We start from the raw sequence: 26,969 nt of genomic DNA, 5'->3' as shown, positions 1-26,969 counted from the left end.
TCCTCGAGTTGGGAAGCCGATCATACCAGAATAGCGGCGCCTCCTCCATTTTGGGGAAGAAGCGCCGATTAGTGAGGAACTTAGCCCTGCGAGCGCCAGCGCTGCACGGTGCGAAGGACGATGTCCTCTTCGCCGCCGGGCTGGTTCCACATCTCGACGAAGCTCGGGTCTTCCGAAGCCGGACGCTTGACCTCTTCGAGGTTGTCGAAGCTCACGCGGATCGGAATGGCGACACCCTCGCCGCAGATGATGCACTCGCGGTTGCGCAGTGCCGGGATCGCGTCGAGGAAACCGCGCGCGCCTTCCGGCATGGCAGCGCGCACGAAGTCCTGGTCTCGGTCGTTGTTCAGACGCATCGAGATGATCGTACCGCACTGCGAGAGAACGCCTTCCGCAAGGTCGGATGGACGCTGCGTGATGAGTCCGAGCGAGATACCGTATTTACGGCCTTCCTTGGCGATACGCGAAAGGATCGTGCCGACCGAGTTACCGTCTGCATTCTTTTCGTTCGGAACGTAACGGTGCGCCTCTTCGCAGACCAGCAGGATCGGCGTACACTTTTCCTCGCGGCCCCAGATGGCGAAGTCGAACACCAAGCGGCTAAGCACGGCGACCACGGTCGAGGTAACGTCCGAAGGCACGCCCGAAACGTCGATGATCGAGATCGGCTTGCCGTTCGAAGGCATGCGAAAGATCTTGGCAATGAAGTCCGACATGGTGTCGGCGACCAGCATGCCGGAGAACATGAACTGGTAGCGCGGGTCGGCCTTCAGTTCGTCCAGCTTGTTCTTGATACGCATGTAAGGCGCCGAGTTGGTCGCCTTGTCGAGCTTGCCCATCTGGTCCTGGATTTCGTTCGACAGGTCCGAGAGCAGGTAGGGAATCGGTGAATCCACCGTAATCTTGCCCATACTTTCGGCAAGCTTGCTCTTGCTGCGCGCCTTGAGAAGGCACTTGGCGAGGATATCGGAGTCCACCTGACGTTCGTTGCCATTGCTGGTGAGGAGCACTTCGCAGTGTTCCTCGAAGTTCATGATCCAGTACGGCATCTGCAGGTTCGAGACGTCGAGGATGACGCCCGTCTGGCGGAATGCGGCCGAGTATTCGCCGTGAGGGTCGATCATCACGATGTGACCTTCGGGCGCGGCCTCGCAGATGCGGTGCAGGATCAGCGCGGCACTGGTCGATTTACCGGTACCGGTCGAACCCAGCAGCGCGAAGTGCTTGCCGAGCATTGCGTCGACGTAGAGGCCGGCGCGGATATCCTTGGTCGGATAGACCTTGCCGATGGTGACCGCGCTGCGGCCATCGCTGGCATAGACCTGCTTCAGGTCGGCGGTGGAGGCGGGATAGACCATCGATCCGGGGATCGGATAGCGGGTCACACCGCGGCGGAAGCCGTGGAGCTTTCCTGTCAGCTTTTCCTCGATCCCTTCACCGAGAAAGTCGATGTTGGCGAGGATGCTGCCGGCCTTGCGGTCCTGCCTCTGGTTGCGGACGCTGGCGAGCAGCCAGCTGTTGCCGACGCGGATCTTGATCTGGCTACCGACCTGCCCAGCCATGGCGATCGCCGGGTCTTCGTCGTCACCGCATTCGGAGAGACGCTGCAGGTCGATTGCGATCATCGACCCCGAGCCTGCGATCTCCAGCACGACACCGATGGGCTGGGTAGCGTTTTCACTGGGCTGAAGGTCTTCCGCTTCGTCCTTGGCCGCGGGCTGCGGAGCGGGCTCGGCTGCGGCCTGCGAGGGACGCGGCGGTGCGGCACCCGGATTGGCCTGTGCGGCAGCTGGGGCAGGAGCCGGGGCTGCTGCAGGAGCAGCTTCGGCCTTGGGCTGGACTTGTTCTTCGACCGGTTGCTGCGGAGCGGGCTGCGGCTCCGGCTGGGCGGGTGCGGGCTGCACGGCCTCAGGCTGGGCTTCAGCTTGGGGCTGGTGGACATAGCCCGAGCGCGACTGGCCCTTGCGCTCGGCTTCCTCGTTTTCCGCGCTACGACGGATACGGTCGCGCAGGCTGTTACCGCGGCTCGGGGGCTGCTCGCCCTCCATCTGGCGCTGCGGATCGTAGGAACCGAAGTTTCCGTTGCCCATGTCGTTCATCTGTATGCCCTGGCCCTTCTTCTGCGCACATGCGCCTGTCGCCAGCGTGATGACGGATAACGGTTAAGATCACGTCAACGATGGACCCGCTGCGGGGCGTTAGAGACGGGCAAAAAGGCGGCCTGCGCCCCAGCCCATGAGCACCGAGATGAGCACGGCGATGAGGCCATAGGCGAGGCCCCATTCATTTGCGCTGACTTCGACGAAGCGCTCGAAGCCCACTTTGCGGACTTCCACCTCGGCCACTGCGGAAGCGATCACGCGCCCGCGCGTCACGGCGAATGTCTCCGCCGAATAGGTGCCTGTGGTGACATTCGAGGGAAGCGAGATCCGCGCCTGGTAAAGCACGCCCTCGCTGATCTGCACGCCGCCGAAATCCTCCTTGTAGAGGCCCTGGCGGCGCTTGAGATCGACCAGACCCAGCGCGAAGCGAAGCTGTTCCTGCGGGTCGATGCTGCCGCTCGGCGAAAGCTGGATGTATCGCGTGCCGAACTCGTAGATCGCGGCCGTCTTGTCATCGACGATGTCGGAAATGGGCCGCGAGGATGCGACTGCGAAATAGCTCGGGACCGAGCGGAAGTCATTGCTGTCGGCATTGACCCAGACGCCCGCGAAACGCTCCTTCTCGCGCAGGCGGATCGGCTCGGCGGGGCCCTTGAGAACCACGACGATATCGTAGTCCTGCCCCGCCCTTCCGGCAGGGTCGAGCACGGCGCCGAACAGCAGCAGCTCGGTTCCCGTGAAGCCCTGTCGCACCTGCACGTCGTGCTGCGAGACCTCGGGAACGAGCACGGGATCGCGCTGCCCCATCAGCATGAGCGCCGCGAAAAGGATCAGCAGCGCCCTCACAGCGGGTAGACCGTGTAGATTTCGTCGGGCTGGTAGAACAGGCCGAGGAACATGCGGAAGGCGATCAGCAGCACGATCGCGGCGAGCACCAGGCGGAGCACTTCGGGCTTGGCCTTCACCGCGAGCTGCGAGCCGAACTGCGCGCCCGTGACCGAGCCGATGAGCAGCAGGCCGACCAGCACGATGTCCACCGCGCGCGTCGTCAGCGAGTGCATGATCGTGGTCGCGATGGTGACAAAGAGGATGTTGAAGAGGCTCGTTCCGACCACGACGTTCGCGCTCATGCCGAGGATGTAGAGCATGGCGGGCACGAGGATGAAGCCACCGCCCACGCCCATCAACATGGTGAGTATCCCGACGACGATGCCCACGATCAGAGGGGCAAGCGGCGAGATGTAGAGACCCGAGCCGTAGAAGCGCCAACGCCACGGCAGGTTCGCCACCAGCGGATGGTGGCGGCGACGGGCGGCCTGTTTTGCCGTGCCGGTCCGGCGGAGCAGCTGGAGCGATTCCCGCGCCATCAGGATGCCGATCGATCCCAGCAGCACGACGTAGAGCGCGTTGATCACCACGTCGATCTGGCCGATCGAGCGGAAAAACCGGAACAGCAGGGCTCCGAAGGCCGCGCCGATTATCCCGCCGCCTACCATGACCGCACCCATGCGATAATCGACACCCTTGCGCTTGCCGTGTGCGATCACGCCCGAAACGCTGGCACCGGTCACCTGCGTCGATGCGGAGGCGGCAGCGACCGTCGGCGGAATGCCGTAGAAGATCAGCAGCGGCGTGGTGAGGAAGCCCCCGCCAACGCCGAACAAGCCGGACAGGACGCCGGTCAGCGCACCGAGCGCGACGATCCACAGCCCGTTCACCGAAAGATTCGCGATGGGGAGGTAGACGTCCATACTTCCCGCCCTATCGCACGGCGAAGGTGTATTAAAGCCGAACCGTGCCTGCCGTGCGATATGGCAAGCCCGGCGTTACCTAGATGCCGCCGGAGGCTCCCTCGCCGGACATCGCATCCTGCGACGCTGCCATCCAGAGCATGTCGTGACCTGCCGCGACCGCTTCGCTCACATAGGCGCTGTGCTCGCTCGCGCTCGGGACCGGATCGAGACCTTCCACGAGAGTAGCCTGGTCCGGGGTCGCGTCGTTCTGGATAGCTGCCGTTGCCGGCTCGTTCGACGAAGTCTCTGCGGCAACAACCGACACGCTTGAAGCAGCTAGCTGCGGTACCGGCTCGCCCGCCGGCGCGGGAGAAGTGTTCCACACGACCAGCCGGACGCCTGCCCAGATCGCCAGCAGCGTCACGAGAAAGACGAGCGGCCTGCCCTTGCTGGCAGTGACGGTCTTGGCGCTCATGCGGTTTTCTCCCTTGTTATGACGATGGTCGGATGCACCTTGTGCTCGGTCTTGTCCCAGACGACCGGTGCGCCGCGCAGGGTGCGGATGTAAGCCATCAGCGCGCGCCTCCCGCTCATGATTGCAATGACGTTGGATACGAGCACGCGCGGGATCGAGCGGAGGCCCTCAGCTATCCCGAACTCGCGGGCGGTGAAGAGCACCCGCATGGCGATGCGCCAGAGGAGTCCGGCGAAAGTCGCGATGAGGAGCATCCGGAGAAGCGGAGCATCTGCAGCACCCGCAACATCACTTCCCTGAAACACCAGCGAGGAAACCAGCGTGGCCGGCACAAGAAGGTAAGCTATGAAGAGCAGCAGTGCGGCCAGCGGCCCGCGGCGGTCGCGCAGCGTCATCCAGCGCTGCACCAGAGATCCGGACCAGCCGAGCCTGTCCCAGCTCTGCAGCGCAATCCCGTGGACCCAGCGGGTCTTCTGCCGCACCGAGGTAACAAGTTCGGACGGGAAATAGGCGCGCGTCGCGATCAGGCGGCCGTCCTCTGTCCGGGCCCTCAGGAAGCGGCTCGAACCGCCCAGCGCATCGATCCTCAGGCCAAGCTCGTAGTCCTCGGTGAGCGCCGTGACCGCGAAAGGCTGCCCACCCTCCTGACGGGCGAGACGATCGAGCATACCTCGCGCGATTGCGCAGCCGACGCCCGCGCCCGGAATGGCGCAACCCAGCGCATCGCGAACGACCATGTTCTTGGCGTGCGCCTCTGCGAATTCGTCGGCGTAGTGACCCGCGATCCAGCGGGAATCGGACGGCGGAAGGGCCATGACCGGCAACTGGACAAAGTCGGCATGGCCGGTCGCCCGGTCGAGCAGGGGCAGCGCGGCACGGTCGACCATGTCCTCGGCATCATGCAGCACGACCATGTGCGCCTTCGATCCCGAGCGCGCCTCGTCTTCGCGCAAGGCTTGGTAGAGGCGGTTCAGGCAATGCGCCTTGGACGTCGGGCCGTCGGCGCCGAGCACAACCAGCCTCACCCGTTCATCGGCCCGCGCGGCGGCGACAACCGAAGCGATGGTCTCCGCGTCATTGCGATAGCAACCGACATAGAGCCTGAGCTCGCGTTGCGGCCAGACCTCGAGCGCATGTGCCAGCGTCGCGCCGATCACCGCATCCTCACGCCATGTAGGAATGAAAACCGCTGCCATCCCGCCGAGCGGCACGTCCTCGACGCTGTCGCGGATCACTCTCGGCGTATGCGCACGCCCGGTGATCCGGCACCAGAGATAGGCGAAGTCGACAGCGAGCTCGTCGATCATGCCAATAGCTATGAAGACCGCCGCAAAGAGCAGCAGCTCCATTTTAACGAGCAAAAACAGCTCGAAAAACGAGATTCCGGCTTGTGTCACGACCCTTTTCCCCCTTTCGCTTCCCTATAGCGGGGAATCCGGCCTTGCAACGGGGCACGCTTTGAGAAAAAGAGCCACCCGATATGAGTGAACGTCCTTCAGCATTCCGCCTTGTCTTCGCACCGGTTCGCGCGCTGTTCGTCAGCGACGCATCTGCCGGGATCCTGCTTATCCTGGTGGCCGTGGCCGCGATGCTCGCGGCGAACTCGACTTTCGCCGACGAGTACCAGCAGCTTTTCTACGGAAAGCTCGCGTTCACTCCGATCCCCAAGCTCTACGACCTGCACCTTTGGATCAACGACGGCTTGATGGCGATCTTCTTCTTCGTCGTCGGCCTCGAAGTGAAGCGTGAGTGGATCGAGGGACAGCTCTCGTCCGCACAACAGCGCCGCCTGCCCATTCTCGCAGCGGTCGCCGGCATGGCGGTCCCCGCCCTCTTCTACGTCGGCGTGATCGGCGGCGATGCAGAGCTGATGCGTGGCTGGGCGATCCCGGCAGCCACCGACATCGCCTTCGCGATGGGTGTTCTCGGCCTGCTCGGCAATCGCTGTCCGGCTTCGCTGCGCCTGTTCCTGCTGACTGTCGCCATTGTCGATGACATCGGCGCGGTGCTCGTCATCGCCCTCTTCTACACCGCCAACATCAAGTTGATGTGGCTGGCCGGCGCCGGTGCGATCGTGGTCGCGATGATGGCGATGAACCGGATGAAGGTGACGAACGTGTGGCCTTTCATCCTGATGGCGCTGGTCCTGTGGTACTTCGTCCTCAACTCGGGCATTCACGCCACCATCGCAGGCGTCGTCGCCGCGCTGACCATCCCGATGGTCGGCAAGGACGACGACACGATGCTGGAGCGTCTCGAGCACGGTCTTGCTCCCTGGAGCGCCTATCTGATCGTTCCGGTGTTCGGCTTCGCCAACGCGGGTGTGCCGCTTGCGGGTATCGGCCTCGAAGGCCTGCTCGCACCGCTTCCGCTGGCAATCGCCGCAGGCCTCTTCCTCGGCAAGCAGGTAGGCATCTTCTCGGCCATCTGGATCGCGGACAAGGTCGGCTTCGCGCCGCGCCCGGACAATGCCAACTGGCAGGAGATCTGGGGCGTTTCGATCCTTTGCGGGATCGGCTTCACCATGTCGCTGTTCATCAGCGGCCTCGCCTTCACCGGCGATGCTTTGCTCATCAACGAGGCGAAGCTCGGGATCCTCGGCGGATCGCTGTTCTCAGCAATTGCGGGCTACCTGATCCTGCGCCTCTCGACCGAGCACCCGGACGATGCGAAAAACCCCTACGTCGAGGAAGGCTGAGGCACCTCGGCGCCTGCCCCGGCGGCCTTACCAGCTGCCGGTGTTTTCCATGCTGGCCCAGGGTTCGACGGGGTCGAGATACCCCTCCTGCAGCAGTTCGATGGAGATACCGTCGGGCGAGCGCACGAAGGCCATGTGTCCGTCACGCGGGGGACGGTTGATCGTGACGCCGGCGTCCATAAGCCGCTGGCAGGTCTCGTAGATATTCTCCACCCGGTAGGCGAGGTGCCCGAAATTGCGTCCGCCGGTATATTCCTCGGGCGCGCTGCCGTCTTCGGGCGGCCAGTTGTAGGTGAGCTCGACCTCGGCCGCGCCCTCCTGTCCCGGAGCTGCAAGGAAGATCAGCGTGAAGCGCCCCTTCTCATTGTCGAAGCGGCGGACCTCCTCGAGGCCGATAAGCTTGAAGAAATCGACGGTTGCGTCCGGATCGGACACGCGGATCATGGTGTGGAGATATTTTGCCATGGCCCGCATCTAGGTGCGACACGCGCAAAGGAAAAGGGGCGCGCCCCCCGGCACGCCCCCCAATCATCGCCGGCGAGTTCTCAGAAACTGGCGCTGATCGTTCCCACAATTGCATCATCGGTAAACCCGTCGATCGAGGGGCCCTCGACGCCGACATAGGAAACGCCGACTTCGAGAATGCCTGCGCTCACGCTTGCGCCGATGCCCCAGTCGAGACCGGAATCGTCGGGATCGCCAGCCAGCAGCGGCGGAGCCAGAGCGCCGTCGGTGTAGCCGATATGAGCCGAGAGCGAGACCGGCGTATCGGGGATCGAGTAGCCGAGATCGGTGTAGACATAGAGGTTGTCGTCGCCGCCGAGCGAGTCCTGCTCGAACGCATAGGCGACGCCCACCGTGGCTTCTGCATCGCCGAGCGAGAAGCCGATCGAGGCATAGGGCTCGAGATAGTCGGTATCGAGGCCCAGCTCCTCTGCGGGATAGAGATAGTAGAGCAGGCCGACGTCGAGGGTCACGCCGTCGGAAACTTCGCCCGACCAGCCGCCGTAGATGTCGAATTCGAGTTCGCCATATGCAGGACCGCCATCGATCGACGAGGCCCAGGTGCCGACATAGAAGCCGCTTTCATGGGCAACGTCGACACCGCCCTGCACGGCCGGATCGCCGGCCGACAGCGAGACGCCGCGGAACCGGTAGTCGGTGGTCAGCGCCACATTGGCCGACACCGTGATGGGGCCGCTTTCCTCTTCTTCATCGGATTGCGCCATTGCCGGCGCGGCGAGGCCCATGGAAGCAAGGGCGATAGATGCGGCAAGCTTGCCGCGAAAGGACGTGAGCATTCTCGAACTCCTGTTGGTTCGTTTTGGTGCTTCGTCCCACCTGCGTTTTCGACGGGCCTCGGATTTATTGTTCAAGGTTCCTCGGTCGAAATCGAAATGATCGTGCATCAAGGAAGGTATCTGCGCAAGATGGGCGAGATAACTTTTCGCTATCGCAATAAAAAGCGTGGCTATTGTGCAACTGCGAAATGGCACGGGTGACGCACAAGCCTTGTGGGGATTTGGCCAGCCCCCTAAGTGGGGGCGCTCCCCGTATCCGCACACAACCAGTTATGCTCGATTCCATCCGCAAGATCTTCGGTCTCACCCAGCCAGAGCGTCGCATTGCGCGCGCTCCGGAAGGCGAACGCTGGTACGTGATCGGCGACGTGCACGGCCGCAAGGACCTGCTCGAAGCGCTGAAGGTCGCGATCGAGGACGACGATGCCGAGGCAGGTGAAGCGGATACGACCGTCGTATTCCTCGGCGACCTCGTCGATCGCGGCCCCGACAGTGCCGGCGTGATCAAGCTGGCCCGCAAATGGGGCAAGGAGCGCAAGGTGCGCTACCTCGCCGGCAACCACGAGGAAATGTTCCTCCAGAGCTTCGACGACAAGGAAGTGCTGCGCCACTTCCTCAAGCACGGCGGCCGCGAGACGGTGCTGAGTTACGGGATGAAGCGCAAGGAATACAACAAGCTGAAAGTCTCCGACCTGCAGGAGGCGATGCACGACCTCGTTCCCAAGAAGGATCGCGAGTTCCTCGAGTCCTTCGAGGAAATGATCGTTGTGGGCGATTATGTCCTTGCCCATGCCGGCATCAATCCTGCCAGGCCGATCGACGAGCAGAAGCGCAGCGACCTCTTGTGGATCCGCGAGCGTTTCCTGCGTCACAAGGAGCCGTTCAGCCACGTCGTGGTCCACGGCCACACGATCTTCGAAGCGGTCGAGGATCAGGAGCACCGGATCGGTATCGATACCGGCGCGTTCCGGACTGGACGCTTGACCGCAATGGTGATCGAAGGCGATAGGCGCCGCACGATCCAGGCCGTCGCCGACGAAGACGGTGCAATTTCTATCGAAAAGGTGGATGCGTAGATGAAGATCGCAATGGTTGGTTCGGGCTATGTGGGCCTGGTTTCGGGTGCCTGCTTCGCCGATTTCGGCCACGACGTGGTCTGCATCGACAAGGACCAGTCGAAGATCGACCGTCTCCACGAGGGCATCATGCCGATCTACGAGCCCGGCCTTGCCGAGCTGGTCGGATCGAACGTGAAGGCCGGGCGCCTCACCTTCACCACCAGCCTTGCCGAAGGCATCGAGGGCGCCGACGCGATCTTCATCGCCGTGGGCACGCCCAGCCGCCGCGGCGATGGCCATGCCGACCTGTCATTCGTCTATGCCGTGGCGAAGGAAATCGGCCAGAACCTCGCCAATGACGCGGTCGTGGTGACCAAGTCGACCGTGCCCGTCGGCACCGGCGACGAGGTCGAACGCATCCTCAAGGACAGCGGCACGAGCCACAAGTTCTCGGTCGTCTCCAATCCCGAATTCCTGCGCGAAGGCGCCGCCATCGGCGACTTCAAGCGCCCCGACCGCATCGTCATCGGCGCGGAAGACGATTTCGGCCGCGAGGTCATGCGCGAGGTCTATCGCCCGCTGTTCCTCAACGAATCACCCATCCTTTTCACCGGCCGCCGTACCAGCGAGCTGATCAAATACGCCGCCAACGCCTTCCTCGCGACGAAGATCACCTTCATCAACGAGATGGCGGACCTGTGCGAAAAGGTCGGCGCGGACGTTCAGGATGTCAGCCGCGGTATCGGCATGGACAACCGTATCGGTTCGAAATTCCTCCACGCCGGCCCGGGCTATGGCGGTTCGTGCTTCCCCAAGGACACGCTCGCCCTGCTCAAGACCGCCGAGGACTACGACAGCCCGACGCGGATCGTCGAGGCAGTGGTCAAGGTCAACGACACCCGCAAGCGCGCCATGGGCCGCAAGGTGCTCGATGCTCTTGGCGGTGCGGATGCGGCGCGCGGCAAGAAGGTCGCCCTGCTCGGCCTAACCTTCAAGCCGAACACGGATGACATGCGTGACAGCCCTGCCATCGCGGTGGCGCAGACGCTGACCGACGCGGGTGTAAAGGTCGAAGCCTATGACCCCGAAGGCATGGAGCTGGCGAAACCGCTGATGCCTGAGGTCACCATGGTCGAGGATCCCTATGCCGCGATCAAGGATGCCGACGTGATCGCGATCGTGACCGAGTGGGATGCTTTCCGCGCGCTCGATCTCACCCGCGTGAAGGACCTCGCCAAGGCGCCGGTCCTCGTGGACCTGCGCAACATCTATCGTCCGGAGGACGTTCGCGCGGCAGGCTTCGAATATTCGAGCATCGGTCGGGGCTAATCCGCTCCTGACGCGTCAGCCGAACCAGTGATGACGGTTGGCGCGGTCCTTGAGGCCGACGACCACGGCACCGATCACAAGCACGCCGGAGATCAGGCAGGCGAGCGCGATCGCGCCGCTTTCCTGTCCTCCGCGGTAGTAGATCGCCAGCAGCGCCCAGCAGAACACCAGCGCGTACCAGGGATTGCCGCGGCTACGCGCGACCGCGAGCGCTGCGATCACTCCGCCGACTGTCACGATGGCCGCGGTGATCAGCGGATACTGCATGTCTCCGCCGATGCCGTAGTAGGCCAGCGTCGCCGAGATGTTCACGATGCTTGCCGCAGTCAGCCAGGCGGCGAGCGCGCTGAAGGTGATCGTGACGATGATTCGCTCGGCCAGCGAAAAGGGACGTTCGAAGGCGACGAGGCGGCGAAGGATCACCAGCAGCGCGCCGAGCGACGTGAGGATGATGATTGCCGAGATAACCGTCAGATTGGCGAACTGTGTATAGGTCGCCCAGATGCCCTGCATCGAGAGAGCGATCACCGAGGGCCAACCGATCTGGTCGAGCAGCACATTGTCGCGCTGGCCGGGAAGAGCCTGCCAGAGCGCATAGACTGCCGAACCGAAGAACAGCGGTCCCCAGATTGCGAAGGCCCATCCCGAGGGAGTGATCAGCGTGCGCACGCTGTCCGAGCGGTCGCCGATGGGCTCTCCGAAGCCGAGCTGCGGAAGGAAGGTGGCGCCGATCTGGATGACTACGGCAAGGACGATGGCGATGCGCTGCAGGGCGCTGCGATGCGTGTGTGTGCTCATGACCGGCCCAATCGCCGGAAAGGCCACAGGTTCCGGAAGATAGTGCCAGGGGGCCTGTAAGCCGGGTTCTGTTCCGCACGCGATATGCTTGCACATCAGCCGCGCGGCGGCAGCCATTCGTCTGGGCCACGGATTGCTCCGTGGCTCGAGCAGCCAACCCGGGCGGTCGGTACGAAACGCACCTGCTGTTTCCAGCGCGCCGCCCCTATTCGGCCTTGCTCCGGGTGGGGTTTGCCATGCGGGCCGCGTTACCGAAGCCCCGGTGCGCTCTTACCGCACCCTTTCACCCTTGCCTGATCCCGTGCCTTCCGAAGAAGTGGCGGGCCATCGGCGGTATGCTCTCTGTGGCACTTTCCCTGTGGTTGCCCACGGCGGGCGTTACCCGCCACCCTTGTTTCGTGGAGCCCGGACTTTCCTCGCCTAAGCGCGGCTGCCCGGCCCCCTGGCAAGGGTGCACATAGTGTGCGCGGGGCCGGATTGGAAGCGTGCTCAGCCTGCCGCGCTATCGGTGTACTGGTCGTAGGCCTCGAGCGCCTGCGCCGCATACATCGCGCTGGGGCCTGCCCCCATGTAGATCGCCAGCCCCATCGTCTCGGCGATTTCCTCGCGCGTCGCGCCTTTCTTGCGCGCGCCCTCGACGTGATAGGTGATGCACGGATCGCAGCGCACCGCGACCGAGATGGCTACTGCGAGCAATTCCTTCGTCTTGGCATCGAGTGCCCCGCCCTCGTGCGCCGCGGCGCCCATCTCGCGAAAGGCCTTCATCACTCCCGGTGTGCCCTTGTGCAGCTCCTTGATCGCGGGAATGAGATTGGCGGCCATGCCCGGCCAGTCCTTGAATTCGGTATGCGCCATGTGCGGCTCCTCGATTGGTGTCGAAGAGCGCCCTGCACGCACAGGTGCAGCACATCATTGATGCAGATCAATTGCGCTAGCGAGAAAGCCCGCGGTCGCGGTCGAGCAACAGCTGGAACAGGATCGCGCGGACTTCGCCATCGATCTCGCCGTTGATCTTTTCCGGGCGCCAGCGGCGCTGGAATGCCTCGACCGCCTTGTGGCCGTCGGTGATGTCGTAGCCATAGCGTTCGAGCGCGAGGTAGAAGGCCGCGTCATTGTCGAAAGGATCGCCGCGTTCGAGTTTTTCGGGGCGCGGGATGCACAGCCCGTATTCGGCAAGCCGATCCCACGGAAAGAGTTCGCCCGGATCGATCTTGCGCGCGGGCGCGATGTCGGAATGGCCGACGACGTTGGCGCGCGGGATATCGTATCGTTTGACGATACGCGCCACCAGCGGGACCAGCGCCTCGAACTGGGCATCGGGAAAGGGGCCGTAGCCATGCAGGTGGCCGGGGTGATCGAGCTCGATACCGATGCTGGACGAGTTCACGTCCTTGACCCCGCGCCAATACGAAAGGCCGGCGTGCCAGGCGCGTTTCTCCTCCGGCACCAGCCGGACGACTTCGCCGCATTTGCCGATCAGGTAATGCGCGGAGACCTTGGCTTCAGGATCGCACAGCCGCTCGATGGCGACGTCCTTATCCTGCATTTCGGTATAGTGGATGACCACCGTGTTGACGGGCAGCTTGCGCTCGTCGTGATTGGGCGAGAGAGCTTCGCGGTCGACCAGCTCGTCGTCGGTTTCGGGAGGGCCGGAACCCATCTCGCCGAAATCCTTGCTCACCCGATCAGTCCCTCGGCCTCGGGAAGGACGGCACCGAGAACCAGCGTTTCGTCGGTCCTGGCATATTGGAGGCCGCCGCCCGCCTGTTCGGCAAGCAGCGCGATCATGTGCGCGGCCGCTGTCCGGCTGGAGAGTTCGGAATGCGGCAGCGTGCCGTCGAGCGCCTTGCCGATATTCTCGTCGAAGCCGATCTTCGAGCCGGTTGCGCGAACCACGATCTCGCAGTTCTTGCCGCGGACTTCGGCGCCGATATCGAGCGAGCCGCCGCGCACCAGCGCGTCGATCGCGATCTGCGCGAAGTTCAGCAGCACCTTGACCGCGGGCTTGGCGAGATTGGCAGCATCGATCGCCCAGTTGATCTCGACCTTGTCCTTGTCGGCCACCAGCGCATCGATCAGCGCCTTGGGCTCTTCGACGTCGACACGGTCGCCGAACCCGCCGGCTGCACCGAAGGCGAGACGGAAGAACTTGAGCTTGTTGGTCGAGGTCTTCGAGCTCTGTTCGAGCAGTTCGATCACGCTCCTGCGCATTTCCGGATCGGTTTCCATCGCCAGCAGCTCGAGCCCGTTGCTGAGCGCGCCGACGGGGCTGAGCATGTCGTGGCACAGCCGCGAGCAAAGCATTGCGGCAAGATCGATGGATTCACTGTCGTTCATGGATTTCCCGTAAATACGCTTGGAGCAGAGCCTTCTAGCTCTCCGTAACCTCATAGGGAAGCTCGGCGAAACCGCCAGCCCCGCTGCGGAAAAAGCGCACGCCGCCCGCCGCGATAATCGCCCAGACTGCCCCGTCGCCTGCGGCCAGTTCAAGATCGGTGGCGGAAGGTTCGCCAAGACCGTTGGGATGCGAATGGTAATAGCCGACCACCTGCCGGCCGCCCTCCCGTGCTGCGCGGTGCGCGTCGATCAGCGCCTGGGGGTCGATTTCGAAGTGGCGCTCGGGCTCTGCGTGCACGTTGGCAGCAGCATGTGCAGCCTCGATCGTCCCGCCCTCTCCCAGCAGCATGCCGCAACATTCGCGCGGGTGCGCCTGCCCCGCCTCGGCCAACATGCGTTCGAGAACTTCGCTTGAGACTTGCAGCGCCATCGCGCATGGCTCCTAGCATGGCTTCGCCCGATGTCCTCACCGGAACTCTCGAAACGGCCGGCCGCCTCGACAAGGCGCTTGCCGAGGCGACGGGGCTGTCGCGCGAGCGGGTGAAGGGACTGATCGCCGATGGCGCAGTCGAAATCGGCGGGGCACGGGCAAAATCGGGCTCCTCCAAGCTCTCGGGCGGCGAGAGCTATCGCATCGCCCTGCCACCGCCCGAACCGCTCGAAGCCGAACCGCAGGACATCCCGCTCGATATCGTGTTCGAAGACGAGCACCTGCTGGTGGTGAACAAGCCCGCCGGAATGGTCGTGCACCCCGCTGCCGGAAACCCTGACGGCACCCTGGTGAATGCGCTGCTGTTCCACTGTGCAGGCAAGCTTTCGGGCATCAACGGCGTGGCGCGACCGGGGATCGTGCACAGGATCGACAAGGACACCTCTGGCCTCCTCGTGGTCGCCAAGAGCGATGCCGCGCATGAGGGCCTTGCCAAGCAGTTCGCCGACCACTCGATCACGCGGCGCTACCTCGCGGTGTGCGCAGGCCATCCCAATCCGCCGTCGGGCACGATTTCAGGCCGACTCGGGCGTTCGGACCGCGACCGCAAGAAGATGGCGGTGCTGCCCGACGATGCGACGCGCGGGAAACACGCGGTCACGCATTACGAAACGATCAAGCGTCTCGACCACGCCGCATTGATCGAATGCAGGCTCGAAACGGGGCGCACGCACCAGGTCCGCGTTCACTGTGCGTCAATCGGCCATGCGCTATTGGGAGACCCAACATACGGGCGCACTCCCAAACCGCTGCGCACCCATCTCGAGAGCCTCGATTTCCGGCGCCAGGCGCTGCACGCGGCACGACTTGGATTCATACATCCTATCAGCGGTGAAAGCCTGGATTTCTGCGCCGAATTGCCCGCCGATATGCGGGAACTGATCGACGAAACCACTCGTTGAAATCGATGAAAGGCAGTGCAAGTTCGCGCCGTTTGCGCTATATGTAACCAAGTGGCCCGAAAGACCGGATGCCCATCAGGGGTCCGGCGAGCGAGGTCGACGAAAGAAAGGTCAGGGTTAGAGTGAGTAATTCCAAGAGTATGAGCGTGCCTGCGCTCGGCGGTGAGCAGAGCCTCAACCGCTATCTTTCCGAAATCAAGAAGTTCCCCGTGCTGACGCAAGAGCAGGAATACATGCTCGCCAAGCGTTACGAAGAGCACGAGGACAGCGAAGCTGCAGCGCAGCTCGTTACCTCGCACCTGCGTCTCGTGGCGAAGATCGCCATGGGTTACCGCGGCTACGGCCTGCCGGTGTCGGATCTCATTTCCGAAGGCAATGTCGGCCTGATGCAGGGCGTGAAGAAGTTCGAAGCCGATCGCGGCTTCCGCCTCGCCACCTATGCGATGTGGTGGATCAAGGCATCGATTCAGGAATACATCCTACGCAGCTGGTCGCTAGTGAAGATGGGCACCACCGCCGCGCAGAAGAAGCTGTTCTTCAACCTGCGCCGCATGAAGAAGAACCTCGATGCCTATGAAGACACCGACCTCCATCCGGACGATGTGAACAAGATCGCAACCGACCTCGGCGTGCCCGAGCAGGAAGTGGTCAACATGAACCGCCGGATGATGATGGGCGGCGACGGTTCGCTGAACGTGCCGATGCGCAATGGCGAAGAAGGCTCGGGCGAATGGATGGACTGGCTGACGGACGATCGTCCGCTGCAGGACGAAACCGTTGCCGATGCCGAAGAAAAGGAAGTGCGTCACGAAATGCTGGTCGAGGCGATGGACGCCTTGAACGAGCGCGAGCAGCACATCCTCACCGAACGCCGACTGACCGAGAGCCCGCAGACGCTCGAAGAGCTTTCGCAGGTCTACAACGTCAGCCGCGAGCGCATCCGCCAGATCGAAGTGCGCGCGTTCGAGAAGCTCCAGAAGGCGATGCAGCGCATTGCCGGCGAAAGGCTGCTCCCGGGCGTCGCCTGAGGCAGCTTCAAACAGATAACAGCGAGACAAGCCCGCGCCCGAAACGGCGCGGGCTTTCTTATATGTGCGGCAAAGGCTGCGCCTGATCGCCGCCTATCGATTGCCTGCAGCCTCGCCGCATCCTACAGGCTGGCATCATGCGCCGCGCCAGGATCTTCATCTTCAAGTTCATCGTGGGCATTTTCGCCCTCAGCATCCTGTCGGTGATCGTCTTCAAGTTCGTGCCCGTGCCCGTCACGGCGACCATGCTGATGGACGAGAACGGCATCACCAAGGACTGGGAGCCGCTTTCCGACATCGACCGCGACCTCGTGAGGGCAGTCATCGCTGCGGAAGATGGCAAGTTCTGCGAACACAGCGGTTTCGATGCAGAGGCCATCGCCAAGGCGATTGCGAGCAATGCCCAGGGCGGCCGCATCCGCGGCGGCTCCACCATCAGCCAGCAGACGGCCAAGAACGTCTTCCTGTGGCAGGGCGGCGGATATCCGCGAAAGGCGATGGAGGCCTATTTCACGCTGCTGATCGAGAACATTTGGGGCAAGCGCCGGATCATGGAGGTCTATCTCAACGTCGCCGAGACGGGGATAGGGACTTACGGTGCAGAGGCAGGGGCGCAGAGATATTACGGCAAGAGCGCAAGCTCGCTCAGCCCGCTCGAAGCGGCACGCATGGCCGCCGCACTCCCGCTGCCCAAGAAACGTTCGGTGACCAATCCGCGCGGCTGGCTGCGCGGCCACGGGCAGACGATCGCAGCGCGCATCGGCGTTGTCGGGCGCGACGGTCTCGACGCCTGCGTTTACGAGTAGTTGCGCGGCCCCGAGGAAAAGCAGCGCAGTTTCATGACCTTAGGACTTGCCAAGCCCTTGTGATACTATATCATGTATTGGTTGTTATTCCGTATCATGCTGTTTTTGCGTGATTTTTCTTGCCTGCGGCCACGGCTTTGGTCACACCGGCCTACCGGGATCGCGCGAAGGGGGAGAGCCTGATTGGGACTGGGCCACAGCCACGACCACGACCATGACCATCACGATGGGCACGGACACGGGCATGGACATAGCCATGCACCGAAGGACTTCGGCCAAGCCTTCCTGATCGGCGTCATCCTCAATTCCGTATTCGTGGTCGTCGAAGCGGTCTACGGCTGGATTTCCGGTTCGATGGCGCTGATCGCCGATGCCGGGCACAACCTTTCCGACGTGATGGCGCTGCTGCTGGCATGGGGTGCCAGCGTCGCCGCCAAGAAGCCGCCTACCCAGCGTTTCACCTATGGGTTCAAGAGCTCGACCATCCTCGCAGCGCTCGCCAATGCGGGCCTGCTGCTGGTTGCCATCGGGGCGATCACTTTCGAGACGCTCCACCGCATCGCCGAGCCCGCGCCGGTCGAGGGAACGACGATGGTGATCGTCGCCGGGATCGGGATCGTCATCAATACCGGCACGGCCCTCCTGTTCCTGCGCGGGCGCGAACACGACATCAATATCCGCGGCGCTTTCCTTCACATGGCGGCCGATGCGCTGGTCAGCCTCGGCGTAGTGATCGCAGGGGTCGCGATCCTCTTTTCCGGCGCGACCTGGATCGATCCGCTGGTGAGCTTGCTGATCGTTGCCGTCATCGCCTGGGGAACCTGGGGCCTGCTCAAGGATAGCGTAGCCATGAGCCTGCTTGGCGTACCGAAGGGGATTTCCGAAAGCGGTGTCCGCAGTTACCTTGCCGGGCTCGAGGGAGTGAGCGAGATCCACGAGCTGCATATCTGGCCGATGTCGACGACCGAGACCGCACTGACGGCGCATCTCGTCATGCCCGGTGGACATCCCGGAGATACCTTCCTCAAGCAGGTCGGTGACGAGCTGGAACAAAAGCACCGGATCGGTCATGCGACGATCCAGATCGAGCAGTCGCGCATCCATTGCAGGACCCGGTGCTGATGCAACCTGCCAGCGCGAAAGCACGCGAAAGCCTCAAGGCGGCGATGGCAAGGCTGGCCGATGGAGACCGTTCGGCGCTCGAGGAAATCTATCGCAAGACCTCGGCGAAACTTTTCGGAATCTGCTTGCGTATCTTGAAGGACGAGAAAGAAGCAGAGGACGCCTTGCAGGACGTCTACATCACCCTCTGGCGGCGCGCAGACCGCTATGATCCTTCCCGGGCCAGCCCCATCAGCTGGCTCGCCACCTTCGCGCGCAACCGCGCGGTGGACCGCCTTCGCGTGGGCAAGGTGCGCGCCGGCAGTGTGCCCGAGGACGAGGCCGCGCCGGTCGCCGACAAGGCGCCGCTCGCAGAGGACATGATGATCGATGCCGAGCGTAGCGCGCGGGTCCACACCTGCCTTGAAAAGCTCGACGAGAAGCCGCGCGATGCGATCCGCACCGCGTTCTTCGAAGGCCGCACCTATGCCCAGATCGCCGAAGCGGGCGGCGTGCCCCTCGGCACGATGAAGAGCTGGGTTCGCCGCGGCCTGCAGAAACTCAAGACATGTCTGGAGAGGGGTGAATGAGCGACGATATTCCCCCCGAAGACATGATGGCCGCGGAATATGCGCTCGGCCTGCTCGAAGGCGAGGAACTGCTTGCCGCGCGCAGCCGCGAAGCCTCCGATGCCGCTTTCGCGCAAGAGGTCGCCTTCTGGCAGGACCGGCTGGCACCGCTGCTCGACCAGATCGACCCGCAAACGCCGCGCGCCGAGGTGTGGGAGCGTATTTCCGCCGAGCTGGAAAGCACCGGCGACAGCGCCGAGATCGTCTCGCTGACCGCGCGCCTGAGGCGCTGGAAGATTGCAGCAGGCTCTGCCGCGGCAGCTGCCGTTGCCGCGGTCGCACTGCTGGTCCTCAGCCCCGCGCAACAGGCCATCGCGCCTGTCCCGCAAGAGCCGGTCGAAGCACCGCTTGCCGCCTCGATCCCGATCGGTGACACGCAGCTGCGGCTCGCGGTCACCTACCTTCCCGAACGGCAGGAGCTGCTGGTCTCTGCGAGCGGGCTGACGGCCGACGGTGTGCACGACCACGAATTGTGGCTGGTGCCCCAGAGCGAGGACACGCCGCTGCTCTCGCTCGGTGTGATCGAGCCGGGCGTGGAACGCCGCGTTACTCTCGATGCAGCTGTCGCCTCCGAATTCGCCGATGGTTCGGCGCTGCTCCTGACGCGCGAACCGCTGGGCGGAAAACCGGAAGGCGTCGATGCCGGACCGGTGGTCGCCGAAGGGCGTATGCAGGTCATCTGAAAAAAATTTGCATCCGCTCCGGCGGCGCTTTCGTAACTCCATTCACAGGCAGGACGGGGCCTAGTGAGAAGAGGAGTTACACCAATGACCATTTCCACCAAGCTTCGCGCAGCCGCCGCAGCCAGCGTCCTCGCGATGGGCGGTTTCGCCCTCGCCAGCACCGCGCCGGCGCTTGCCCATCATCATAATTCGAAGCCCGCCAAGGCACAGGCCAACATCGTCCAGACCGCAGTCGGCACCGGCGTCCACGAAACGCTCGTGGCAGCCGTGAAAGCCGCCGATCTCGTCGACACTCTTTCCTCGCCGGGCCCCTTCACGGTCTTCGCACCGACCGACGATGCCTTCGCAGCCCTGCCCGACGGCACCGTGAGCACGCTGCTCCAGCCGCAGAACAAGGGCCAGTTGCAGAACGTGCTGACCTATCACGTCGTCAGCGGCCGCGTGCCCGCATCGGCTCTCTCGGCAGCGATCAAGCGTCACGGCGGCACCTACAGCTTCAAGACGGTGGCCGGTGAGGAGCTCACCGCCAGCTTCTCGGGCGACAACAACATCGTCATCACCGATGGCGCCAACCGCACCAGCACGGTCACCATGGCCGATGTGAACACCGCAAATGGCGTCATCCACGTAACCAACGGCGTATTCCTCCCGGGCTAACCCATGGCCCTCCTACCGCGTCGCCCGAGCTTCCCCTCGTGGAGCGGCGCACCCTAGCCCCGTCATGCCAACCCCATCGGCATGGCGGGGCTTTTTTGCCCTGCCCGAAAAGGAAAACGCCGCGCAGTCCCGGGACCGCGCGGCGTTTTCTCGAATTGGATGTGAAGCTGGCGCTTAGGCCGCTTCTTCCTTGGGACCGTGGACCTGGATCGGGTCCTTCTTGCCTTCGACGACATCGGCATCGATCACGATCTCGGTGACGCCGTCCATGTCCGGCAGGTCGAACATCGTGTCGAGCAGGATGCCTTCGACGATCGAACGCAGGCCGCGGGCACCCGTCTTACGGGCGATAGCCTTCTCGGCGATCTTCTGCAGCGCGTCCTGCTGGAAGGTGAGTTCCACGTTCTCCAGCTCGAACAGCTTCGCATACTGCTTGCACAGCGCGTTCTTCGGTTCGGTCAGGATGGTGATCAGCGCATCGGTGTCGAGATCGCGCAGCGTGGCGATGACCGGGAGACGGCCGACGAATTCGGGGATCAGGCCGAACTTGAGGAGATCCTCCGGTTCGCCCTTCTCGAGCAGTTCGCCAACGCGGCGCTTGTCCGGATCGGCGACATGCGCGCCGAAGCCGATCGAACGCTTCTGCAGGCGGTCGGCAATGATCTTTTCCAGACCCGCGAATGCGCCGCCACAGATGAACAGGATGTTCGTGGTGTCGACCTGCAGGAATTCCTGCTGCGGATGCTTGCGGCCGCCCTGCGGCGGAACGCTGGCGGTGGTGCCTTCCATCAGCTTCAGGAGGGCCTGCTGGACGCCCTCACCCGACACGTCGCGCGTGATCGAGGGGTTTTCGGCCTTGCGGGTGATCTTGTCGATCTCGTCGATGTAGACGATGCCGTGCTGCGCCTTCTCGACATTGTAGTCGGATGCCTGGAGCAGCTTGAGGATGATGTTCTCCACGTCCTCGCCCACGTAACCGGCTTCGGTCAGCGTGGTAGCGTCGGCCATGGTGAAGGGCACGTCGAAGGTGCGCGCCAGCGTCTGTGCCAGCAGCGTCTTGCCGCAGCCGGTCGGGCCGACGAGCAGGATGTTCGACTTGGCGAGTTCGACGTCGCCAGCCTTGCCGCCGTGCTTGAGACGCTTGTAGTGGTTGTGCACCGCGACCGAGAGGACACGCTTGGCGCGGTCCTGGCCGATCACGTAGTCATTCAGCGTTTCGAAGATTTCCGACGGGGTCGGGACGTCGCCGTCCTTCTTGCCCGAGATGCCGGCCTTGGTTTCTTCGCGGATGATGTCGTTGCACAGCTCGACGCATTCATCGCAGATGAAAACGGTCGGGCCCGCAATCAGCTTGCGCACCTCGTGCTGCGACTTGCCGCAGAAGCTGCAGTACAGCGTGGATTTGCTATCGGTTCCGCTCAACTTGGTCATTTCCTGCTCTGTCCCGCGACATCCCGTAAATCAGGGGATTCGCCGACTCTAGGCCGGTCACGGGATGGGTCAATAACTGACTACCACCAACCCCTTGCCATAAGCTGAAGACAGGGGATTGGCCAATTTCCAGCACAAATTTGCAACAGTCCTGCCCCGGGACACTCCCAAGGCGCTCAGAAGCAAGGATTAATCCGCAGATTACTCGGGCGCGCCGCCCGAACCCTTGTCCTCGTCCTTGACCGGTTCATCGTCGCCCTCGTTCTCGGGACGTGCTTCGAACACCTTGTCGACGATGCCGAACTTCATTGCTTCCTCGGCCTCGAGGAAGGTGTCGCGGTCCATCGCCTTCTCGATCTCGGAGAGGCTCTTGCCGGTGTACTGAACATAAAGGTCGTTCATCCGCTTGCGAATGCGGAGGATTTCGCGTGCCTGGATCTCGATGTCCGAGGCCATGCCGCGGGCACCGCCCGAAGGCTGGTGGACCATGATGCGGGCATTGGGCAGCGCGATACGCATGCCCGGCTCACCTGCTGCGAGCAGGAAGCTGCCCATCGAGGCGGCCTGGCCGATGCAGACGGTCGAGACGCGCGGCTTGATGTACTGCATGGTGTCGTGGATCGCCATGCCGGCAGTCACCACGCCGCCCGGCGAGTTGATGTACATGCTGATCGGCTTCGAGGGGTTTTCGCTCTCGAGGAACAGCAGCTGCGCCACGATCAGCGAGGCCATGTTGTCTTCCACCTGACCGGTGACGAAGACGATGCGCTCGCGCAGCAGGCGGCTGAAAATGTCGAAGGCGCGTTCGCCGCGGCTCGACTGTTCGACCACGGTGGGCACCAGTGCCCCGGTGACGGGGTCGCGGGTAAACTGGCCCTGGCTTGCGTGTGCGTCGCTTCCGAACAGGTCGATCATGAACATCCTTCCGTGAAAATATCGAGCGCCTATGTCGCCATCGTCATCGCGATGTTCAAGGGGGTTAACCCTGCGTTGGCAACGCTTTTCCCCGTTCCGCCTCGTGACGGGCCTCAAGTTCGCACAGGAAGCCGTGCAGCGCCTCGGCCGAAAGACCGTGCCACATCAGGCGGAAACCGGCCTACAACCTGCTTTCGGGGACCAAGGGATGGGCATTGTTGACCATGGCGAGATGCTTTCCCTCGGCGTTCAGCGCGCCGCTGTGCAATTCTCGGCTGCTATCCTTCCCGCAAGATCATTTGCCAGGATCAGGCGGCTCGGACATGGGCGAGAAATTCGCCGACCTGTTCGCGCAGCATTTCGGCCTGCTGTTCGAGCGAGGTGCACCCCGACAGAACCTGGCTCGCCGCCGCACCCGTTGCGGTTGCCATGCGGCTGACCTCGGTCATGTCGCTGCTCACCGCTTCGGTATTGCGGGCGGCGGCATCGATATTGCGCGCCAGCTCCTGACCCGCGACCGCCTGCTGGTCGACCGCTGATGCAATCGATGTCGAGGTGACGCCCAGCTTGCCGACTTCATCGGTAATCTGGCGCAGCGCCCCCGCGCTTGCGGTCGAGGAATTCTGGATCATCTTGATCTGCGCCTCGACTTCCTCGGTTGCGCGGGCGGTCTGGGCGGCAAGCTCCTTCACTTCGCTCGCCACAACGGCGAAGCCGCGACCGGCCTCGCCGCCGCGTGCTGCCTCGATGCTCGCATTGAGCGCAAGCAAATTGGTGCGTTGTGCGATCTGGCTGATCATTTCGACGACCTGGCCCACGTGGTTGGCCATCTGGTCGAGATCGCTGATCGTGCGGTCGGCCTGCTGTGCTGCCTCGGTTGCCTGTCCGGCGCGCTCGGCGCTGGATGCGGCCTGGCGGCTGATCTCGCTGATCGACATCACGAACTCGTCGCTGGCCGCTGCCGCATTGGTCACGCCGTTCGATGTCTCTTCGAGCAGGCGCGATGCGTTGGATACGCGCTGCGAGGACACCTCGGCATTGTCGGCCATGGTGCGTGCGACCTCCTTGAGCTGACCGCTGGCCGATGCGACGTCCTGCGCCACATTGCCGACCAGCCTCTCGAACGCGTCGGCAAGTTCCTGGACCTGCGCCAAATTGCGATCGCGCTCCTTCCTCGAGGCCACCTGGTTTTCGAGCTCGTTGGCGGCATCGAGACGCGCGGCATCCTGCATGACACGCAGCGATTCGAGCGCGCGGGCCATTTCCCCGATTTCGTCCTGCCGGTGGATTTCCGGAATCTCGAGATCGCTCGCCCCCTCGGCAAGCCGGGCGCTGGTGTCCGCGATGTTGCGGATCGGTGCGATCACGCGCCGCGCCACGAAGTAGCGGCCGAGCAGGACGGCGACGATGGCGACAAGCGCGAGCACCGCCATCCACGTCAGCGTCGTCTGGATAGTGTCGAGCGAGGTATCGCCTGCCGCGACCAACTTTTCCTCGGCCCGTTCGCGCACGCTGATGGTCTGCTGTCCGGCGGCATAGCCATAGTCGAAAATCGGGCGGATGGCCTCGCCGATCTGGTAGTCAGGCGTCTCGTAAAGGACCTCGATGTTGGTCTTGAAGCCGGTGAGGTCGGCGCGCAGTTGGTCGGTCTTCGGCAGGTAGGCCGGATCGACTTCGCTGGCGACTTCGGCCAGTTGCTCGTTGTAGTCGATCGCTGCCTGCGCCTTGGCGACTGCCGCGTCGAGATCGGACAGGTTGCGCCCCTTGTCGAGATAAGTCCCGAGGCTCGACTGTGCATCGTAGACACCGGTGTAGACCTTCGCCGTCAGCAGTACGATCTGCGTCAGGTCCTGCTGGCGCGATGCGCGGTCCTGCACTTGCAAGAGGCCGTAAGAAGCGGCGGCCCCCAAGAGCACGACGAGCGCTGCGCAGAGGATGAAGAGCCCCTGCAGCTGTTTGCCGATAGATCCGCTCACGAGGCTCTGAAGAAAACCAAAACCCTTCTTGGGAACGTTCTCATTTCTAGACACCAAAGACATTGTGCGTACCCCGCCCCCGCGAAGGAGCGCTCCTTGTCCGAATGGTTGCGGTCCCCACCCCGGTGGACCGCGTCCTTCGTCTTTAGGCGAAAAGGGTTAACGCCGGGTTTTGCAAAGGCGGGAACGTGGTTCGTCGGGCCATGTTTTGCATATGTCGAGCGTCTCTTAACAGCCGCGAGCACACCATTAGCTGCCTGCGGCGGGACTGACGATAAGAGTGAATACAATCTTTGAATTGAGATGGATTGCCGCTGCCGTGACGCTCACGGCACCTACGCTTGCGTCCGCGCAGGACGAGCAGCCCGCACTTGCCGCGGAAGAATCTTCCGAGCAGGCGACCAAGGGCGCGCGCGTATTCGAGCCGGGGTATTTCGCGCAGTTCGCCCCGCGCAATGCGCTCGACATGGTCGAGCAGCTGCCGGGTTTCCAGATCTCGGGCGGCGGAGGCGGCGGAGGCCGCGGGCTCGGCCAAGCGAGCGACAATGTCATCGTCAACGGCGCGCGCCTCACGTCCAAGTCCGACAGCGTAAGCGACCAACTGCGCCGCATCCCGGCCGACAAGGTGCGCCGCATCGAGCTGGTCGAGGGCGCGACGCTCGATGTGCCCGGTCTCGTCGGCCTCGTTGCCAATGTCATCGTGGAAGCCGGCGGTCTGTCGGGCCAGTTCATCTGGGAAGGCGCGGTGCGCACCACCGAAGTCGATCCCGAATGGTACGGCGGCGAGGTCTCGATCTCGGGCACCACCGGCAATCTGGGCTTCACCTTCGCCATCGAGAACAACAACAACCGCTTCGGCTCCACCGGCCCGACGGTCTTCCGCGATGCTGACGGCAACGTGATCGAGCGGCAGGAGACCATCTTCACCGGAGCCTTCGACGAACCGCGCGTCAGCGGCGCACTGCGTTACGATTTCGGCGGCGGGACGACGGCCAACGTCAACGCCTTCCTTGCCCGCACATATTTCGACAGGCTCGAGGACGAGCTGCGCTTCTTCCCCGACGACAGCGTGATCACACGCTTCAACGCCCGCGATGGCGGCGCGCCGGAGTACGAGATCAGCGCCGACCTCACCTTCCCGCTCGGCCCGGGACGGCTGAAGCTGATCGGGCTCGAGGCGTGGGACGGCGACGTCTCTTCGGCCACCGTGATCGACACGCCAGACGACGGCTCGCTTGCCGTCGGCAGCCGCTTTGCATCGGAAGGCGGATCGGGCGAGCGGATCGGGCGCTTTGAATACAACTGGCCCATGCTGGGCGGCGAATGGCAGCTGGCGGGCGAGGCAGCCTTCAACCGGCTCGAGCGCGTCTCCGGCCTGTTCACGCTCGATGACCAGGGCGATTTCGTCGAGATCCCCTTCCCCGGCGGTTCGGGCGGGGTGAAGGAAGACCGCTACGAGGGCGTGCTCACCTTCACGCGCCCGCTGACAAACCGGCTGGTGCTGCAGGCATCGGTAGGCGGTGAATACTCGAACATCCGCCAGACCGGTTTCGGCGCCAATTCGCGCAGCTTCCAGCGCCCCAAGGGAACCGCCTCGCTGGCCTGGCAACCTGAAGAAGGCCTCGACATCTCGCTCGCTGCCGAGAGGCGTGTCGGCCAGCTCGACTTCGGCGATTTCCTCGCCAGCGTCGCGCTCGACCAGGACAACGAGAACGCGGGCAATAACGAGCTGGTGCCCTCGCAGACCTGGGAGATCACGCTCGAGGTCGCCAAGGTCCTGGGCAACTGGGGTTCGACCACGCTGATGGTCGAGCAGCGCTGGATCGAGGACTATGTCGACCTCATCCCGCTTGCCGGTGGCGGCGAGGCCAATGGCAATATCGACAAGGCCCGGCGCACCGAAATCGAATGGTCGACGACCCTGCGGCTCGACAATCTCGGCTGGAACGGCGCGCAGCTCGACGTGCGTCTCGAATATGAGGAAGGCGAGGTTGCCGACCCTGTGACCGGTCTCCTGCGCGACTTCTCGGGCCGCGCCGATCGCGAGGCCGAGATCGACCTGCGCCACGATATTCCCGGTAGCGACTTCGCCTGGGGTGGCGGCCTCCAGTACAACCGCATCCGTCCGCGCTTCCGCCTGTCGGAGGTCTCGCGCGAATGGGAAGGCCCGGTGCTCGTAAGCGCTTTCATCGAACACAAGGACATCTTCGGCCTGACGGTAAACCTCAGCGCATCGAACATCTTCGGCGGGCGCGAACGCTTCTTCCGGACCGTTTACGACGGTCCGCGCGATGAGGGCATCGTGCTGTTCACCGAGGACCGGAACCTGCGCATCGGGCCGATTTTCCGGTTCAATGTGGCCGGAAGCTTCTGACGCCCAGTCCGCAGTAGCGGGCGTCTGAATCCACTATAAATCAATAAGTTCACTGCCCGTCGGGCGAGCACCTCCCGTGCCGTCGGGTAAGGTTTCGAAGCGCCACCCATCTCGCCGTTCGTCGATGAAGCGAGTCGTTCGTCGTG

26 protein-coding genes and 1 other RNA gene are annotated in these 26,969 nt (G+C 63.5%); 11 read left to right on the top strand and 16 right to left on the bottom strand.

Annotated features, from left to right (window positions below):
• Window positions 1-80: 80 nt before the first annotated feature.
• The 5 genes from K3163_RS03450 to K3163_RS03430 all read right to left on the bottom strand — a co-directional run bounded on the left by K3163_RS03450 (window position 81) and on the right by K3163_RS03430 (window position 5,671).
• Entirely contained in the window at window positions 81-2,099 is a 2,019-nt protein-coding gene (locus K3163_RS03450) for an ATP-binding protein (RefSeq protein ID WP_247712446.1), read from the bottom strand.
• A gap of 99 nt (window positions 2,100-2,198) precedes the next feature.
• On the bottom strand, window positions 2,199-2,909 hold the full coding sequence (locus K3163_RS03445) for a TIGR02186 family protein (RefSeq protein WP_221429464.1): 711 nt from the start codon (window positions 2,907-2,909) through the stop codon (window positions 2,199-2,201).
• 35 nt (window positions 2,910-2,944) lie between these two features.
• Window positions 2,945-3,853 (bottom strand): sulfite exporter TauE/SafE family protein, encoded by a 909-nt coding sequence (locus tag K3163_RS03440; RefSeq protein WP_221429195.1) that lies wholly within the window; start codon window positions 3,851-3,853, stop codon window positions 2,945-2,947.
• Between the two features lie 79 nt (window positions 3,854-3,932).
• A complete protein-coding gene (locus K3163_RS03435; RefSeq protein WP_221552336.1) occupies window positions 3,933-4,310 on the bottom strand; it encodes a hypothetical protein in 378 nt (125 codons plus the stop codon).
• The gene (locus K3163_RS03430; RefSeq protein WP_247712445.1) at window positions 4,307-5,671 is read right to left on the bottom strand and encodes a glycosyl transferase family protein; all 1,365 of its coding nucleotides are present in this window, start codon (window positions 5,669-5,671) and stop codon (window positions 4,307-4,309) included. The genes K3163_RS03435 and K3163_RS03430 overlap by 4 nt, the downstream gene beginning before the upstream one ends.
• Before the next feature lie 119 nt (window positions 5,672-5,790).
• Here K3163_RS03430 and nhaA point away from each other — a divergent pair, with 119 nt between their 5' ends.
• The gene (gene nhaA, locus K3163_RS03425) at window positions 5,791-7,008 is read left to right on the top strand and encodes a Na+/H+ antiporter NhaA (protein ID WP_221429197.1); all 1,218 of its coding nucleotides are present in this window, start codon (window positions 5,791-5,793) and stop codon (window positions 7,006-7,008) included.
• A gap of 27 nt (window positions 7,009-7,035) precedes the next feature.
• Here nhaA and K3163_RS03420 read toward each other — a convergent pair whose 3' ends face one another.
• Together K3163_RS03420 and K3163_RS03415 are read right to left on the bottom strand one after the other, a co-directional pair.
• Window positions 7,036-7,473 carry a VOC family protein gene (locus tag K3163_RS03420; RefSeq protein ID WP_221429198.1) on the bottom strand — a complete coding sequence of 146 codons (438 nt, stop codon included), beginning with the start codon at window positions 7,471-7,473 and terminating at the stop codon, window positions 7,036-7,038.
• 80 nt (window positions 7,474-7,553) lie between these two features.
• A complete protein-coding gene (locus tag K3163_RS03415) occupies window positions 7,554-8,309 on the bottom strand; it encodes a TorF family putative porin (protein WP_221552334.1) in 756 nt (251 codons plus the stop codon).
• Between the two features lie 272 nt (window positions 8,310-8,581).
• On the opposite strand from K3163_RS03415, the gene K3163_RS03410 reads away from it, so the two are divergent.
• Together K3163_RS03410 and K3163_RS03405 are read left to right on the top strand one after the other, a co-directional pair.
• A complete protein-coding gene (locus K3163_RS03410; protein WP_221552332.1) occupies window positions 8,582-9,385 on the top strand; it encodes a metallophosphoesterase family protein in 804 nt (267 codons plus the stop codon).
• On the top strand, window positions 9,386-10,696 hold the full coding sequence (locus K3163_RS03405; RefSeq protein ID WP_221552330.1) for a UDP-glucose dehydrogenase family protein: 1,311 nt from the start codon (window positions 9,386-9,388) through the stop codon (window positions 10,694-10,696).
• A gap of 15 nt (window positions 10,697-10,711) precedes the next feature.
• Here K3163_RS03405 and K3163_RS03400 read toward each other — a convergent pair whose 3' ends face one another.
• The 6 genes from K3163_RS03400 to K3163_RS03375 all read right to left on the bottom strand — a co-directional run bounded on the left by K3163_RS03400 (window position 10,712) and on the right by K3163_RS03375 (window position 14,261).
• Entirely contained in the window at window positions 10,712-11,494 is a 783-nt protein-coding gene (locus K3163_RS03400) for a hypothetical protein (protein WP_221552312.1), read from the bottom strand.
• A gap of 41 nt (window positions 11,495-11,535) precedes the next feature.
• Window positions 11,536-11,940: RNase P RNA component class A (gene rnpB, locus K3163_RS03395), an RNA gene on the bottom strand.
• 43 nt (window positions 11,941-11,983) lie between these two features.
• A complete protein-coding gene (locus K3163_RS03390; RefSeq protein ID WP_221552310.1) occupies window positions 11,984-12,349 on the bottom strand; it encodes a carboxymuconolactone decarboxylase family protein in 366 nt (121 codons plus the stop codon).
• Window positions 12,350-12,425: 76 nt separating this feature from the next.
• On the bottom strand, window positions 12,426-13,154 hold the full coding sequence (locus K3163_RS03385) for an N-acetylmuramoyl-L-alanine amidase (RefSeq protein WP_221429466.1): 729 nt from the start codon (window positions 13,152-13,154) through the stop codon (window positions 12,426-12,428).
• A gap of 17 nt (window positions 13,155-13,171) precedes the next feature.
• On the bottom strand, window positions 13,172-13,831 hold the full coding sequence (locus K3163_RS03380; protein ID WP_221429204.1) for a histidine phosphotransferase family protein: 660 nt from the start codon (window positions 13,829-13,831) through the stop codon (window positions 13,172-13,174).
• Between the two features lie 34 nt (window positions 13,832-13,865).
• Window positions 13,866-14,261, bottom strand: coding sequence for a M67 family metallopeptidase (locus K3163_RS03375; RefSeq protein WP_221552299.1), 396 nt, complete (start codon window positions 14,259-14,261; stop codon window positions 13,866-13,868).
• A gap of 17 nt (window positions 14,262-14,278) precedes the next feature.
• On the opposite strand from K3163_RS03375, the gene K3163_RS03370 reads away from it, so the two are divergent.
• From K3163_RS03370 to K3163_RS03340, 7 genes are all read left to right on the top strand, one after another.
• Window positions 14,279-15,223: an RluA family pseudouridine synthase gene (locus K3163_RS03370; RefSeq protein WP_221552292.1), complete on the top strand. Its 945-nt coding sequence runs from the start codon at window positions 14,279-14,281 to the stop codon at window positions 15,221-15,223.
• 140 nt (window positions 15,224-15,363) lie between these two features.
• Window positions 15,364-16,251, top strand: coding sequence for an RNA polymerase sigma factor RpoH (gene rpoH, locus K3163_RS03365; protein ID WP_221429467.1), 888 nt, complete (start codon window positions 15,364-15,366; stop codon window positions 16,249-16,251).
• A gap of 137 nt (window positions 16,252-16,388) precedes the next feature.
• Entirely contained in the window at window positions 16,389-17,057 is a 669-nt protein-coding gene (gene mtgA, locus K3163_RS03360) for a monofunctional biosynthetic peptidoglycan transglycosylase (RefSeq protein WP_221552290.1), read from the top strand.
• A gap of 183 nt (window positions 17,058-17,240) precedes the next feature.
• Window positions 17,241-18,179: a cation diffusion facilitator family transporter gene (locus tag K3163_RS03355; RefSeq protein ID WP_221552287.1), complete on the top strand. Its 939-nt coding sequence runs from the start codon at window positions 17,241-17,243 to the stop codon at window positions 18,177-18,179.
• Window positions 18,179-18,748, top strand: a complete 570-nt coding sequence (locus K3163_RS03350) for a sigma-70 family RNA polymerase sigma factor (RefSeq protein ID WP_221552285.1) — start codon at window positions 18,179-18,181, stop codon at window positions 18,746-18,748. Before K3163_RS03355 ends, K3163_RS03350 begins: the two co-directional genes overlap by 1 nt.
• Complete coding sequence (locus K3163_RS03345; protein WP_221552283.1) at window positions 18,745-19,470, top strand: anti-sigma factor; 726 nt, start codon at window positions 18,745-18,747, stop codon at window positions 19,468-19,470. Before K3163_RS03350 ends, K3163_RS03345 begins: the two co-directional genes overlap by 4 nt.
• Window positions 19,471-19,554: 84 nt before the next feature.
• Entirely contained in the window at window positions 19,555-20,127 is a 573-nt protein-coding gene (locus K3163_RS03340; protein WP_221552274.1) for a fasciclin domain-containing protein, read from the top strand.
• A gap of 174 nt (window positions 20,128-20,301) precedes the next feature.
• On the opposite strand, the gene clpX is transcribed toward K3163_RS03340, so the two are convergent.
• The 3 genes from clpX to K3163_RS03325 all read right to left on the bottom strand — a co-directional run bounded on the left by clpX (window position 20,302) and on the right by K3163_RS03325 (window position 24,449).
• Window positions 20,302-21,558, bottom strand: coding sequence for an ATP-dependent Clp protease ATP-binding subunit ClpX (clpX, locus tag K3163_RS03335; RefSeq protein WP_221429212.1), 1,257 nt, complete (start codon window positions 21,556-21,558; stop codon window positions 20,302-20,304).
• A 201-nt stretch (window positions 21,559-21,759) separates the two neighbouring features.
• Window positions 21,760-22,473: an ATP-dependent Clp protease proteolytic subunit gene (locus K3163_RS03330; protein ID WP_221429213.1), complete on the bottom strand. Its 714-nt coding sequence runs from the start codon at window positions 22,471-22,473 to the stop codon at window positions 21,760-21,762.
• 308 nt (window positions 22,474-22,781) lie between these two features.
• Window positions 22,782-24,449, bottom strand: a complete 1,668-nt coding sequence (locus tag K3163_RS03325; protein ID WP_221552272.1) for a methyl-accepting chemotaxis protein — start codon at window positions 24,447-24,449, stop codon at window positions 22,782-22,784.
• A gap of 280 nt (window positions 24,450-24,729) precedes the next feature.
• Here K3163_RS03325 and K3163_RS03320 point away from each other — a divergent pair, with 280 nt between their 5' ends.
• On the top strand, window positions 24,730-26,823 hold the full coding sequence (locus K3163_RS03320; protein ID WP_221552254.1) for a TonB-dependent receptor plug domain-containing protein: 2,094 nt from the start codon (window positions 24,730-24,732) through the stop codon (window positions 26,821-26,823).
• Window positions 26,824-26,969: the final 146 nt, after the last annotated feature.

Source organism: Qipengyuania xiapuensis, from assembly GCF_019711395.1.
GTDB classification, from domain to species: Bacteria; Pseudomonadota; Alphaproteobacteria; order Sphingomonadales; family Sphingomonadaceae; genus Qipengyuania; species Qipengyuania xiapuensis.
The sequence above is the reverse complement of the archived record's forward strand: the minus strand, read 5'-3'. Positions and strand labels throughout refer to the sequence as shown.

What these genes read in the sequence shown, in the direction of transcription:
- K3163_RS03450 (WP_247712446.1), bottom strand. Translation starts at nt 2,099, where the DNA reads ATGAACGACATGGGCAACGGAAACTTCGGTTCCTACGATCCGCAGCGC.
- K3163_RS03445 (WP_221429464.1), bottom strand. Translation starts at nt 2,909, where the DNA reads ATGGGGCAGCGCGATCCCGTGCTCGTTCCCGAGGTCTCGCAGCACGAC.
- K3163_RS03440 (WP_221429195.1), bottom strand. Translation starts at nt 3,853, where the DNA reads ATGGACGTCTACCTCCCCATCGCGAATCTTTCGGTGAACGGGCTGTGG.
- K3163_RS03435 (WP_221552336.1), bottom strand. Translation starts at nt 4,310, where the DNA reads ATGAGCGCCAAGACCGTCACTGCCAGCAAGGGCAGGCCGCTCGTCTTT.
- nhaA (WP_221429197.1), top strand. Translation starts at nt 5,791, where the DNA reads ATGAGTGAACGTCCTTCAGCATTCCGCCTTGTCTTCGCACCGGTTCGC.
- K3163_RS03420 (WP_221429198.1), bottom strand. Translation starts at nt 7,473, where the DNA reads ATGGCAAAATATCTCCACACCATGATCCGCGTGTCCGATCCGGACGCA.
- K3163_RS03415 (WP_221552334.1), bottom strand. Translation starts at nt 8,309, where the DNA reads ATGCTCACGTCCTTTCGCGGCAAGCTTGCCGCATCTATCGCCCTTGCT.
- K3163_RS03410 (WP_221552332.1), top strand. Translation starts at nt 8,582, where the DNA reads ATGCTCGATTCCATCCGCAAGATCTTCGGTCTCACCCAGCCAGAGCGT.
- K3163_RS03405 (WP_221552330.1), top strand. Translation starts at nt 9,386, where the DNA reads ATGAAGATCGCAATGGTTGGTTCGGGCTATGTGGGCCTGGTTTCGGGT.
- K3163_RS03400 (WP_221552312.1), bottom strand. Translation starts at nt 11,494, where the DNA reads ATGAGCACACACACGCATCGCAGCGCCCTGCAGCGCATCGCCATCGTC.
- K3163_RS03390 (WP_221552310.1), bottom strand. Translation starts at nt 12,349, where the DNA reads ATGGCGCATACCGAATTCAAGGACTGGCCGGGCATGGCCGCCAATCTC.
- K3163_RS03385 (WP_221429466.1), bottom strand. Translation starts at nt 13,154, where the DNA reads ATGGGTTCCGGCCCTCCCGAAACCGACGACGAGCTGGTCGACCGCGAA.
- K3163_RS03380 (WP_221429204.1), bottom strand. Translation starts at nt 13,831, where the DNA reads ATGAACGACAGTGAATCCATCGATCTTGCCGCAATGCTTTGCTCGCGG.
- K3163_RS03375 (WP_221552299.1), bottom strand. Translation starts at nt 14,261, where the DNA reads ATGGCGCTGCAAGTCTCAAGCGAAGTTCTCGAACGCATGTTGGCCGAG.
- K3163_RS03370 (WP_221552292.1), top strand. Translation starts at nt 14,279, where the DNA reads ATGGCTTCGCCCGATGTCCTCACCGGAACTCTCGAAACGGCCGGCCGC.
- rpoH (WP_221429467.1), top strand. Translation starts at nt 15,364, where the DNA reads ATGAGCGTGCCTGCGCTCGGCGGTGAGCAGAGCCTCAACCGCTATCTT.
- mtgA (WP_221552290.1), top strand. Translation starts at nt 16,389, where the DNA reads ATGCGCCGCGCCAGGATCTTCATCTTCAAGTTCATCGTGGGCATTTTC.
- K3163_RS03350 (WP_221552285.1), top strand. Translation starts at nt 18,179, where the DNA reads ATGCAACCTGCCAGCGCGAAAGCACGCGAAAGCCTCAAGGCGGCGATG.
- K3163_RS03345 (WP_221552283.1), top strand. Translation starts at nt 18,745, where the DNA reads ATGAGCGACGATATTCCCCCCGAAGACATGATGGCCGCGGAATATGCG.
- K3163_RS03340 (WP_221552274.1), top strand. Translation starts at nt 19,555, where the DNA reads ATGACCATTTCCACCAAGCTTCGCGCAGCCGCCGCAGCCAGCGTCCTC.
- clpX (WP_221429212.1), bottom strand. Translation starts at nt 21,558, where the DNA reads ATGACCAAGTTGAGCGGAACCGATAGCAAATCCACGCTGTACTGCAGC.
- K3163_RS03330 (WP_221429213.1), bottom strand. Translation starts at nt 22,473, where the DNA reads ATGATCGACCTGTTCGGAAGCGACGCACACGCAAGCCAGGGCCAGTTT.